Source organism: Mesorhizobium sp. STM 4661, assembly GCF_000359125.1.
Taxonomy (GTDB): domain Bacteria; phylum Pseudomonadota; class Alphaproteobacteria; order Rhizobiales; family Rhizobiaceae; genus Mesorhizobium.
Genome location: NZ_CAAF010000028.1, coordinates 95,630 through 107,583 on the forward strand (window position 1 = coordinate 95,630; position 11,954 = coordinate 107,583).

The 11,954-nt window shown below is 62.6% G+C and carries 8 protein-coding genes; 4 read left to right on the forward strand and 4 right to left on the reverse strand.

Features of this window, described 5'->3' with window-relative positions; translation table 11 throughout:
- Positions 1-69 precede the first annotated feature (69 nt).
- Complete coding sequence (locus tag MESS4_RS09385) at positions 70-1,389, reverse strand: O-antigen ligase (protein ID WP_006329306.1); 1,320 nt, start codon at positions 1,387-1,389, stop codon at positions 70-72.
- Positions 1,358-2,356: a glycosyltransferase gene (locus tag MESS4_RS09390; RefSeq protein ID WP_006329308.1), complete on the reverse strand. Its 999-nt coding sequence runs from the start codon at positions 2,354-2,356 to the stop codon at positions 1,358-1,360. The genes MESS4_RS09385 and MESS4_RS09390 overlap by 32 nt, the downstream gene beginning before the upstream one ends.
- 173 nt (positions 2,357-2,529) lie before the next feature.
- On the opposite strand from MESS4_RS09390, the gene MESS4_RS09395 reads away from it, so the two are divergent.
- The 3 genes from MESS4_RS09395 to MESS4_RS09405 are packed head-to-tail and all read left to right on the forward strand — an operon-like array spanning position 2,530 to position 5,425.
- Positions 2,530-3,702, forward strand: a complete 1,173-nt coding sequence (locus tag MESS4_RS09395; RefSeq protein WP_006329310.1) for a glycosyltransferase family 4 protein — start codon at positions 2,530-2,532, stop codon at positions 3,700-3,702.
- On the forward strand, positions 3,699-4,505 hold the full coding sequence (locus MESS4_RS09400) for a WecB/TagA/CpsF family glycosyltransferase (protein WP_006329311.1): 807 nt from the start codon (positions 3,699-3,701) through the stop codon (positions 4,503-4,505). The genes MESS4_RS09395 and MESS4_RS09400 overlap by 4 nt, the downstream gene beginning before the upstream one ends.
- The gene (locus tag MESS4_RS09405; RefSeq protein ID WP_006329312.1) at positions 4,502-5,425 is read left to right on the forward strand and encodes a DUF6492 family protein; all 924 of its coding nucleotides are present in this window, start codon (positions 4,502-4,504) and stop codon (positions 5,423-5,425) included. The genes MESS4_RS09400 and MESS4_RS09405 overlap by 4 nt, the downstream gene beginning before the upstream one ends.
- A gap of 53 nt (positions 5,426-5,478) precedes the next feature.
- Here the strand turns inward: MESS4_RS09405 and MESS4_RS09410 are convergent, their stop codons facing one another.
- Both MESS4_RS09410 and MESS4_RS09415 read right to left on the reverse strand, forming a co-directional pair.
- Positions 5,479-7,254 (reverse strand): retron Ec67 family RNA-directed DNA polymerase/endonuclease, encoded by a 1,776-nt coding sequence (locus MESS4_RS09410; RefSeq protein WP_006329313.1) that lies wholly within the window; start codon positions 7,252-7,254, stop codon positions 5,479-5,481.
- A 527-nt stretch (positions 7,255-7,781) separates the two neighbouring features.
- A complete protein-coding gene (locus MESS4_RS09415; RefSeq protein WP_006329322.1) occupies positions 7,782-9,077 on the reverse strand; it encodes a hypothetical protein in 1,296 nt (431 codons plus the stop codon).
- Between the two features lie 192 nt (positions 9,078-9,269).
- On the opposite strand from MESS4_RS09415, the gene MESS4_RS09420 reads away from it, so the two are divergent.
- A complete protein-coding gene (locus tag MESS4_RS09420) occupies positions 9,270-11,882 on the forward strand; it encodes a Wzz/FepE/Etk N-terminal domain-containing protein (protein ID WP_006329323.1) in 2,613 nt (870 codons plus the stop codon).
- Positions 11,883-11,954 lie beyond the last annotated feature (72 nt).

Consider the following 11,954-nt stretch of genomic DNA (forward strand, 5'->3'; position numbering starts at 1 on the left):
GGTTCCGGAAGGAGCGGCTCTCCATAGACGCTCGCGGCGTAGCGGGAAAGCCCCTTGGGATGGGGCTAATCAGGACTGACGGCGAACCGCGAGCGGCCGCAGCGACACTTGCCTGAGGCCAAGCACGCCAAAGACGAAAAACATCCAGACCGGATCGGCGCGGCGGAAGAAGAAGCTTTCGAGGAAGGCATTCAACGCGGTGAACAGCACCACCATCATGAAGAAGTCGCCGAGATAGATATTCTCCTTGCGCAAGGGAATGCGCATGTAGTCGCGCAGCGGCGCGATCAGGAAGGTGTACACCGCCACGCACAGCGCCGGAATGCCCATCAGCACGGCGATGTCGAGATAGCCGTCATGGCCGTGCACGATGGTTCTGATATCCCAGGGCCGGTCGAAGGGCTGGTCCTGGTTCAGGAGCAGCGGCGTGCCCCAGAAGCTCTCATAGCCATAGCCGGTCCACGGCCGCTTCGCCAGCATGTCGCCGGCGAACTCCCATAGCGTCGTGCGACCGGTGAAGGTCATGTCCGGGAAATAGATCGACGCCAGATATTTTACCGGCGGCAGGAAGACGATGCCGAGCGTGCCCACCGCCGTGGCGATGATTGCCAGCGCAAACAGGACCGGTGTGCCGAGCCTCATGCCGATGAGGCTCGGCAGCACGACGATCAGGATCGAGAGCGGCACCAGTCCGGCGGTCGTCTTGGATCCCGTGTGGAACACGAAGACCATGGCCGCGCAGAAGATTGCAGCGCCCCATAGCCGCTGCCCGCGCCGGTAGAGGTACAGGCCGGCGAAGCTGAAGCAGGCCATGATCGGCCCGGCGACGTTCTTGTGGGTGAAGACGCCGCGCCACAGGCCGGCATGTTCAGGCTCCTGCGAATCGGCGGTGTGCAGTGCCTCGTTTGGAAAGACGATGAGCCCGACATAGGAGAGCCCCATGACGACGACGATGGTGAAGATGATGACTTTCGAGAACGCCTCCGCGTCGCGCGGAAGCGCCAGGATCGTCGCCATCGTCATAATGCCGATCAGCGTAAAGAAAGCAGCGCGCATCGCCGACGGCGGGTCGGTCGCCATCACCACCGACAGCATGAAGAAACCCAGCATCAACAGCCAGGACGGGCTGAGCAGCGAACGCACCACGCGTGGGTCGGCGAACGCCATCAGCGAGAAGATCGAGATCGCGCCAAGCGAGCCGAAGCCGAGCTGGTTGACGATGTCGCCACCATCGCCGGTCAATTCGGCGCCGGCCGGCTGGAAAGGCCGGAACGATACCAGGATGACGGTGAACAGCAGCGCGGCGATAGCCGTCGCGACGCCGTCGCGCGTGAAGGCAGCGCTGAGCGGCGCCCGCTCAGTTCTTCTCAGGCTGGCGGTACTGCTCATTGGCATATCCGAATTCGGCAAGCACGCGGCCGAGCGCTACATGGATGGGATACAACGCAATCGCCAGCGATCCCGTCTGCGCCAGCCTGATCGCGCCGCGAAACGGCGAGGCGGCAAGCAGCGCCAGGCTCTTCAGAAACACCTTGGCGCCGGCGAATGGCGTGCCGGCCCGCTTCTTCTTCTCGACCAGTGTCGAGATGACGCCGTTGCGCAGGCTGCGGGCGCGGATCCAGTCGGCCTCGACGCGCCGGGCCGGCACGCTTTCCCTGACTTTCGCCTCGGCGCACCAGCCAAGCACGAAACCCCTTTGCGCTGCACGGCTCAGGAAATCGGAATCGCCGCCGCCCATGAAGTTGAATTTCAGGTCGAGGAAGGGTGGGCCCATGGCGGTGAGCACGTTGCGGCCGACCAGGAGATTGCCCGACGAATAGAGCGCGGGCACACGCCCGGTTTCCCGGTAGGGTGGTGCAAAGACCGGATGCGCAGCCCATCTCGCATGGGCCGCCTCGGCAAACACGGGTATTTGCGGGCCGCCGACGATGTCGGCGCCGAGCGCCTCGGCCGCCTTGCACATGCGCTCCAGCCATTGCGGATCGGCGATCTCGTCGTCGTCGATGACCAGGAGGTGCCTAAAAGCAGGGAAATGCAGGATCGCCGTCTGCCAGCCGGCATTGTAGGCGCTGCAATTGCCGCGCTCATGCGCGACGATCACCATGCCTGATATCTCGCCGCGCTCGAACAGCGGCAGCGCCGCCTTGGCGCCGGCGCGCGCCTCCGTTTCATTCTCCATGACGATGACGGCGAAGCGTCTGCCGGTTTCCTGGGCCTTGAGCGATGCCAGCGTCGCCAACAGCTGCTGCGGCCGTTTGAAGGTCGGCAGCGTGACGACGGCCTCGACGGCCTCCGCGGCAAGTTTTGGAGACCGCCCCGCGATCGATACCGAACCGTCCGATGGCGAAGGGATCATCCGTGTCCAGCCCAGAAGGTGAGTTTGGCTCTCGATAGCACCGCGATGATAACGTTTCGTTAATCACCTTTCGTGGACGGGCAGGCAAAACTCGTGGCCATCAACCTTCGATTGTTGCCGTTTAATCAACGCTTCACCCCGCTTTGCTAGCTGCATCGGACAGGATAGGTGAGATGCATCTGCTGTTCGCCACATCGATCGTGCCCGACGGTGCTCTTGCCTCGGGCTATGAGATTGCCAACGCCGCGATCATCGCTGCTTTGCGGCGCGCCGGCGCGCGCGTCACCGTGATCGGCTTCACCTGGCCGGGCAAGCCGGCGAGCGATCCGCAAAACACCATCGTGCTCGGCGCCGTCGATGTCCGCACCGAAAGTGCATCATCGCTGCAGAAGCTCGCCTGGGTTGCAAGGGCGATGCTTTCCGGCCTCACTTTCGCGTCGGTCAAGTTGCGCGTCGTTTCCGACAGCGAGGTCCGCGCCGCCATAGAGCGCGCCGGCCCCTTCGACGGTTATGTCCTGAATTCAGTGCAGTTCGCCGGCGCCTTCGAAAGGCTCTTCGACGACCGGCCATCGATCTTCGTCGCCCACAATGTCGAACATCGCTCGGCTCGGGAGAACGCCGCGGCCGCGGGCAGTATTCTCCAGCGCCTGTTGTTTCGACGCGAGGCGAAGCTGCTCGAGGCGGTGGAAGAGCGGCTCTGCAGCCGGGCGCGCTTCGTCTTCACCTTGGCCGACGAGGATCGCTCGGCACTCGGCGTCGCTTCCGATGACCGCTCGGCGGTACTGCCGCTGGTGACGCGCAGTGAGGCGCCGAAGCAACGGACCCAGCGCCGCATCGACTGCGACGCGGCGCTGATCGGCACCTGGACCTGGCAGCCGAACCGAATCGGCCTCGACTGGTTCCTGGAAAAGGTGGTGCCGCATCTAAAGGCTGATTTCCGGATCAGGATCGCCGGCAGTGTGCCATCGGGCGTCACCTCGACGCATCCGGGCGTCGAATTTGTCGGGCGTGTGCCGGACGCGCAGGCTTTCGTGCGCGGCGCCGCCGTCATTCCGCTGATCAGCACGGCCGGCAGCGGCGTCCAGCTCAAGACCATCGAGACCTTCGAGCTCGGCCTGCCATCCGTCGCCACCAGCCATTCGCTGCGCGGCATCGATCATCGCCCGGCCAATTGCGTCGTCACCGATGATCCGCTTGCCTTTGCCGCCGCGCTCGCAGCCGCGGCCGCCGATGTCAGGGATGTCGATGGCAGCGCCTTCCATCGCCGCCAGGTGAAAGCGCTCGATGCCGCGATCAGGCTCGGCCTGGCGAAGCTCAACCCCGTCAGGCAGGAGGCGTTTGCATGAACATGCATACTGCCCACGCCGCCTTTGGGGTCGACAGTTTGAAGACGATCCTCGGCATCTCGGTCCTCGCCATCCGTTGGGACGACGCGATCGCCCTGCTGACCCGGTTGATCGCGGAGCGGCGCTTCACCAAGATAAGCTTTCTCAACGCCCACAACGCCAACATCGCCAGTGTGGATCCGGTGTTCGCCGAAGCGCTCGACGATTTTTTGATCCTGCCCGATGGCGTCGGCGTCGACATGGCGGCGAAATTGCTCTACGGCGCGCCGTTTCCCGACAATCTCAACGGCACCGATTTCATCCCGGCTTTCCTGCAGGCATCCACCAGGCCGCTCACCGTGGGGCTGCTCGGCGCAACGCGCGTCAATGCCGAGGCTGCATCGACCAGACTGGCCGCACTTGCGGTGCAGCACAGATTCGTCGTCATTCACGACGGCTATTTCCCGCCAGCCGAAGAGCCGGCAATCATCGATCGGATCGCCAAACTGCATCCGGACGTGCTGCTCGTCGCCATGGGCGTGCCACGCCAGGAATTGTGGATCGCCCGCCACATCGATGCGCGTCACTGTACATTGCCGATCGCCGTCGGCGCGCTGCTCGATTTCCTCAGCGGCACGGTGCCGCGGGCGCCGCTGTGGATGCGCCAGCTCAGGCTCGAATGGCTGTTTCGGCTGTGGATCGAACCGGGTCGCCTCTGGCGCCGCTACGTGGTCGGCAACCCTGTGTTCCTGTTGCGCGTCCTGCGTCAGAAACTGTTTGGCAAGCCTGAAGCTGCCGGAGCAAACCCCGGGGCAAGCCATTGAACAGCCGGTTCGTGCCCAGCGCCGACATCGGGCCCGATTTCCTTCGCCAGGCGCCGGCGGCCGCGGTCGTGACGGCCAGCTACGCGCCGGACTTCGAACGCTGCCGCCTGTTGTGCGAAACCCTCGACCGCCACGTCTCCGGCGTGGCGCATCATTACATCCTTGTAGAGCATCGCGACGTGGCGCTGTTTCGCCAGTTGGAGAACAGCCGCCGCACCATTGTCGATGAGCGGGACCTCCTGCCGCGCTGGCTGCGCGCGTTCGATGATCCGCTCAGCCTGTTTCGCCGGCGCATCTGGCTCAGCCCAAGGACGATGCCGCTGCGTGGCTGGCATGTGCAGCAGCTTCGCCGCATCGCGATAGCGGCGCATGCGCGCGAGGACGTGCTGATCTTCTGCGACTCCGACGTGGCCTTCCTCAAGCCTTTCGACACAAACGCCTTCTGGCGCTATGGCAAGGTGCGCCTGTTTTGCCGCGACGAGGTGCTATCCAGCGAAGGCCATGAGGAGCACCGGATCTGGTCGCGCAATGCCGGCCTGGCGCTCGGCATCGACGCATCTTTGGTTTCGACGCACGACTACATTTCGACGCTGATTGCCTGGCGCCGCGAAACCCTGACGGCCATGTGCGCCCGGATCGAGGAGGTCCACGGCCGTAACTGGGTCGAGGTCGTCGGCGCGGCGCGGAAATTCTCCGAATGCATGATCTACGGCCGCTATGTCGACGACGTGCTGGACGGCGCCGGCCATTTCCACGGTTCGGAGGAGTTCTGCCGCGTCCACTGGACGGGCGAGGCGCTGTCGGATGACGAGTTCCGCCGCTTCGTTGCTGCCATGGCGCCGGAACAGGTGGCCATCGGCATGCAGTCCTTCATCGGCACCGATGTCAGCCGCATCCGCCGGCTGATCGGGGTCGGTTAGTCCCGGGGTCAAAAACCTGATCACCCTGAAAGACTATGTGCTGTGTGGATTGACTATGGTCCGGCTGCCGCAACCGGTGCAATAGCTTGAACTGAGTTAGCAGGCGGCGCAACTTTGGTCTTATGAAACTCAATGACCTCTGCGATAGCTGTCAGCAATGGCTCAAATCCACCAAAATTTACGGTCCCCTTGTTCGCCGCGACTACCTTGGTGGCAAATACTTTCTTTCCGTAGAACTTGTTTCCGTCCTTTTCAGCATTTGTCTTGTCGAATTTCTTGCTCTCATAAGGGGTGTCGAGAAGCGCTTGATCAAACAGTCGTTCGATAGGAGTGTCCTTGTTGCCGACCTTCGGTATCGGTACCACATACAGGTTCGAGCCGAGATGATACCAAGCTTGCGAGCCATCCACCTTCTTACCGGTCTTTTTCTCAACCGCATCGAAAAGCTTTTGTGATCCGCTGTCGGAATCCCCTATCAGGATCAGGGGGTGCTTTGCGCCGCTTTTGAATTTCCTTATGCGGCTTGCATACGTGAACGCCAGCTTCCCAAGCTCACCGGCCCCGCCGCTTAATTGCTGCAGCGCCGCCGACGTTTTGGTGTACTTGAAGAGCTTGATCTTCAAATCTCCAGCCGCGTTGGTGAGGGAAGGAAACTTTAGTGCGAGCGCCTGGATCGCAGCCTTGATGTAAATGTTATCCGTTACCCCCTCGCATAGGAGTACGGGGCGCTCGATACCGTAGAGGTCGGCATAATCCGCGAACTTTTCGAACAGTTTAGTGCTGGCCCACGGTTTCGGAGTCTTGGGCTTCTCTTCGGCATCTTCAGGCGTAATTCTGACCTTCGGCCCCTTCCCACGGACCTGGTAGATGTAGGCGAGGCGCCCCCTCAGCTTTTTGAGAGGGAATGGCTGCTTTGCGCCCGCAACTTGTATGAAGCACTCACCGTCCATGAAGAGATGGTGGCACATTGCGGCGACAGTTGCGCAGTAGTCGGCCGGAATGTTCACCTTCTGGTTGACCACGACGCCGGTCACTTCCTGTCGTGAATAGTCGAGTTGCATGCGGGTCTTGGCTGGATTTAGCTCGAACCCGGCCCGCGAAATTGCTTTCAGGAGCTTTGGTCCAGCTTCCCAAAGGTTTATACTCCCGACGTAGCGCCGTCCGATTGCCGTGGGAAAATTTTTCTCGCTGGTGGAGAACGTGATGTCGTCCGCATACCGTGTGTAGGTGCAGTTGTACTGATGCGCGAGTTCGTTGAGGCGGATATCGAGAACGCTGGCAATCAGATTGGAGATGACGGGCGAGCAGGGGCTACCCTGAGGCAACTGGTTGTCATGGCAGGCGATCTGCGCAAGGACGGTCGCGACAGCGGGTTTCAATTCAAAATCCTTGTGCTTCATGAAGAAGCCCCGGACCCGCCCGAAGTTTATGGTTGGGAAAAAGTCCTTCAGGTCGACGTTGAACACATAGCGCCGCTTCCGGTGGTTCTCCCCATTGGTCATGATAGAGAGCTTCTTTTTGAAGCCGTGTGCTAGGATGCAGTCGGGCTTCTTCACCCGTGTTTCTTCCAGCACCTGCTCGATTTCCAGCAAATCCTTGGCGAGATTCTTCTGAATCGCCTTCAGCGCGGGGTGGGGTGCCTTGATGGTGCGGACACCCCCAGACTTCTTAGGGACGGTGAATTCTGTGTACTTGGACGGCGCAGGAGCCTGATCGAGCTTGTAGAGCGCGTAAGAGATGTGCGCCGGCTTCGAGTCGAAAATCTTGGCAAGGTCGGTGATATCTTCCGCCTTCCTGTACTGCTCCAATTTTAGAGATACGACTGTCATGGAGGTGGCTTGCGGATACTCCTACGCGATCCAGCGTATTATCGCCCAAATCGTCATGCTCTCGTCGGCTCTCTGCAGGTAGCGTTGAGGCCGTATTGCTTTCACCTGTGGAGAACCCCCACAGAAAAATCTATCCGCAAGCCACCCGCCAGAAAACAGAATGGCAGTGGTGACGCAAGGGGAGGCAAGGTCTAATCCACAAGGGGACCATCGTGGAAACTTGTCCGCCCAACCCGGAGGCGGGCAGCGGTGTTTCACAACCGTTCGGAGAGAGTAAAGATATGTGAGACCGCTCAGCGTATTGGAACGGTGCGGGCAATGGTCACGACGATGCTCCCGAGGATCCGGACGTCCCTTCTTTGAGATTCGCACCTGAAACCCGCCAGTCCGCTTCCGGCCCAACTCGGTCATTCCGCCGCGAAAGTTTCGATGACGGCTCGTGGCGCTCCTTGCTCATTCCGATGGACAGTAGGTGCGACAACACTCCATCTCGGCCATTGACGACAGCCAGCCGATCGGGCTTGCCCCTAGACCGCCTTCGCCGGTCTGCGCATTGCCGAATAGGTCAGCAGCGTCGAGGCGAGATAGAGCAGCAGGAAGACGATGTTGAGCGACAGCACCAGATTGGGCGTGTCGGCAATCGTGGTCAGCACATAGGTCAAAAGCACCGCCTTCAGCCCGGCAAGCAGGCCGAGGTTGAGCGCCCTGACCGCCGTCTGGCCGCGCGCGAACAGAAGCTCGGCCTGGTATTCGACCAGATTGCGCAGTCCCGGCACGCAGATCGCCAGCGCCACCAGAGGGGCTGCCTCCGCGACATTCCTGCCCATCGCGTTGGGGAAGAAATGCAGCACGATGCCGAGCGCCGCCAGCGCCAGCGTCGAGACCAGGAAAACGCCGCCTTCGATGCCGCTCTTGACCGCGAGGCGCGACAGCAGTTCCGGCGCCCGCATCATGCGTTGCACCAGCATCATCGAGAAGGTGCGGATCGGGATCGCGGTCAGGTCGACCAGCCGCATGATGATGGCATAGATGCCGGCGAGATGCGGCCCACCGATCGCCAGCACCAGGAGCTTGTCGAATTCCATCTGCAGGTAGAACAGCACCTCGGCGCCGGCGACGTAGATGGAATCGGCGAGCCGCCTGAGATAGAGCTCCAGCCTGAGACGCAGCCTCTGGCGCGGATAGAAGAATGCGAAAGCGATGAGCAGCGAGGCGGCATTGGCGCCGATATAATAGCAGGACCAGACACCTAGGGTCCGCTGCGCCGCGAGCATGAACAGCATGGCGCCGCCCGCCCGCAAGGCTGTCGCCAGGATCGCCAGCAAGGCGGCGCGGCCGAATTTGCCGAGGCCGTTGTTGACGATCAGCGCCACCTCGACTGGCCGCCACAAAAGCGCCTCGGCAAACACGATCGCCGCAAACACCGATAGTGGCACGGTGCCGGCAAAGAAGATCAGGTAGACGCCGTAGGAGGCTATAGCCAGCAGCGGCAGCGACAAGACGCCAAGCAGCAGGAAGCCGGCGGTGAAGGTGCCGATCAGATTGGGGCGAATGGTGGCGGTGCGATAGAGCGCCGAGATGAAGCCGAAGGCCAGGATGCGCGACAGCATCACGCCGGCGGCCGATGCGGTGGCGAACATGCCGAACTCGGCGATGGACAGCGTGTTGGCCAGCGCGATGAAATAGGCCAGCGAAAACACCAGCCGCCCGCCCGCGCCGCTGATCGCGGAGAGGTAGTCGCGAACCAGCCCCCGTCGCTCGGCCACGAAAGCGCCGATCCGGGCGAGGGGCCGCCTTTGCGGTATGTCACTGGTCTCGGTCATGCGTTGAAAAAGCATAGATCGGAAAGCTTAACGTGCCGTTCGGCAGCTTTTTAGTGCATCAACAGGATGCGCAACCCATGCGGGAAACTTCATCCTCGGCCCACCAAAATTAACCTTTTGTTTCCTATGCCTGTTTAGCGTGGCTTAACGATTTGCAGCCGCTCCCAGGCGCCAAGGGCAAGCTCCAAGACAATGGTCGACAGGGAAAACCGTGAAGACTGGAGGCGCGAGCGCTCCCTGCTGGCGCTCGGCCGGGCCGTGCGCGGCGAGGAAGACGCTTCGCTGGTTTCGATCGGGGATCGGGCGGATCCGTCATGGCGCGAGGATGCCGCAACACGCCATCAACTCGCCCGTTCGCGCCGCGAGGCGCGACTGAACCCTTTGCTGACCACCGACACGACACAATTCCAGGCGGGTTCCGTTTCGGCCGCCGATACGCAGCGTGACGCCGACGAGGCTGCTGGAGATGGCTACACGCAAGCCCGGCAGCCGGAAGGGCCGGCCACCGCAGGTGTTTCCGAGGCCCGCCGCCCGCCTGCCGCATCCGAGCCTCGATATGTGGGTGAAGAGCAACCACCTTCACGCGACGAAGCCGTCAGAGGCGGCTACACGCAAACCTGGCAGCCCGAAAGGCCGGCCACCACGGGCGTTTCCGAGGCTCGCCATCCCTCTGCCGCATCCGAGCCTCGATATGCGCGTGAGCAGCAACGGCCTTCGCGCGACGATGCCTACGCACAGGAATGGAAGCCGCTGATCGATCCGATGCAGGTCGTGCGCGGTATTGCCAGATCGAAGATGCTGATCGTCGCCACGACGATACTGGGCACCGCGCTTGGCGTCGCGATCGCGCTCTCGACACCGAAGAAATACGAAGCCACCACCGAGCTGATCGTCGACCCTCGCGACCTGAAGCTCACCGACCGCGATCTCACCCAATCGGTGGTCGCGTCCGACGCAACGCTGGCCATCGTCGAAAACCAGGTCCGCGTGCTCACCTCCGGCACCGTCCTCAACAAGGTCGTCGACAAGCTCAATCTCGTCAACGATCCGGAGTTCAACGGACAGGGTTCGGGCGGCCTCGGCGTCATGTCGCTCGTCCGGTCTATCCTGTCGCGCAGTGACGGGCCGGGCGGCGCCGATGAAAGCCGCCGCCGGGCGCTGGCGGTCGGCAATCTGGCCGAAAGCCTTTCGGTCGAGCGCGGCGGCAAGACCTTTGTCATCTCCGTCAGCGCCACCACGCAAAATGGCGAGAAGTCGGCTCTCATTGCCAACACGATGACGGATGTCTTCCTGCAGACCTTCGGTCAGATCCAGTCCGACACCGCGGGCCGCGCGACCGACGAACTGACGGCCAGGCTCGACGAACTGCGCAAGGGCGTGGAAGTGGCCGAGCGCAAGGTCGAGGATTTCAGGGCGACGCGCGACCTTGTCGACGCGCAAGGCCGTTTGATCAGCGACGACGAGATGCTCAAGCTCAACGAGCAGCTTACCATCGCCCGCGCCCGCACGCTGGAACTCAATGCCCGCGCGGCGTCGGCGCGTTCGATCGACGTGAATTCGGTTCTGAGCGGCACGTTGCCCGAGGAGATCAACTCCAACACGATGAGCGAATTGCGCTCGCAATATGCAACGCTCAAGCAGGAGGCCGATCGCGCCGCGATCCGGCTCGGACCGCGCCATCCCGAACTCCAGGCGCTTGGTGCCCAGCTTGCCGGCGCGCGCGACCGCATCGCCGCCGAACTGCGCCGCATCGCCTCGTCGCTGCAGGTCGACCTGAAACGCGCCGTTCAGCTCGAGCAGGATCTCGCCTCCCGCCTGGCGCAACTGAAGGTCCGCAGCGGCGACGTCAACAGCGACCTGGTCAGCTTGCGCGAACTGGAGCGCGAAGCCGCCGCCAAGCGCTCCGTCTATGAACAATATCTTCTGCGCGCCAAGGAAACCGGCGAGCAGAAGGACATCAACACCGCCAACATCAACGTGATCTCCAAGGCCTTCGCCCCGCTCGAACCGAACGGGCCGTCGCGCGCCGTGATGGTGCTGGCCGGGCTGCTGGGGGGGCTTGCCTCCGGCATCGGTCTCGGCGCCATGCGTGGTGCTTATGAGAGCCTGCGCGAAACCGCCAATTCACGCTCGCGCCACAGGACCGACGAGCGCCTGACACCCTTTGAAGACAAGGCATACCAGGCCGCGCCACCGCCCGTTCCGCCGGTCGAGGCCGCTGGCGCGGAACGTTCGGGTCCGGTCGGCGCGTTGCTGTCGGCGGTGCGCAAGATAGTGCCAGGTAAGGCGGCAAACGAAAAAACGGCGCGTTCCAGTGATCCCATCCCACCGGCTGTCGCTGAGAGCGAGAAGCCAATGGAGGAACATCCCGCCTATCCGTCTCCCTACTACCCGCCCGAGCAGACGGCGTCTTCGGGTCACCAGCAGCCCCAGCAAGGCGTCTATGCTCCGTATCCGCAACAGCCGCCGTTACCTCACCGGATGATGCCGCAGCAGCAGGCCGTCCATCCGGCCCCGCACATGCAGCCATACCCCTATGCGCAACCGCCGATGGGCTATCCCTGGCAGATGCAGCCGCCGCCGGCCGGCTATTATCCCTATCCGCCAGCCATGATGCCCTATCCCGGACAAGCGCCCTATCCGCCACCGCCGGTCTATCCTCAAGCCGCGTCGGTTGAGACAGATCACGCTTCGGGCGCGGATGAGCAGCAAAGCTCGGTCGACGAAATCCGCGCCAGCCTGCGTGAATTCCGCGAAGCGGTTCGCGAACTCACCGAGAGCCGCTCGCGCCGCCGCTATTTCTGAACCCCGAATAAACACCGCCGGTTTCGCGTTAGCGGCATCAGACGGCGCTTTGGCGGGATTGCCCGGTCGATT

Coding starts and splice junctions, on each gene's coding strand:
- MESS4_RS09385 (WP_006329306.1), bottom strand. CDS start 1,389: ATGAGCAGTACCGCCAGCCTGAGAAGAACTGAGCGGGCGCCGCTCAGC.
- MESS4_RS09390 (WP_006329308.1), bottom strand. CDS start 2,356: ATGATCCCTTCGCCATCGGACGGTTCGGTATCGATCGCGGGGCGGTCT.
- MESS4_RS09395 (WP_006329310.1), top strand. CDS start 2,530: ATGCATCTGCTGTTCGCCACATCGATCGTGCCCGACGGTGCTCTTGCC.
- MESS4_RS09400 (WP_006329311.1), top strand. CDS start 3,699: ATGAACATGCATACTGCCCACGCCGCCTTTGGGGTCGACAGTTTGAAG.
- MESS4_RS09410 (WP_006329313.1), bottom strand. CDS start 7,254: ATGACAGTCGTATCTCTAAAATTGGAGCAGTACAGGAAGGCGGAAGAT.
- MESS4_RS09415 (WP_006329322.1), bottom strand. CDS start 9,077: ATGACCGAGACCAGTGACATACCGCAAAGGCGGCCCCTCGCCCGGATC.
- MESS4_RS09420 (WP_006329323.1), top strand. CDS start 9,270: ATGGTCGACAGGGAAAACCGTGAAGACTGGAGGCGCGAGCGCTCCCTG.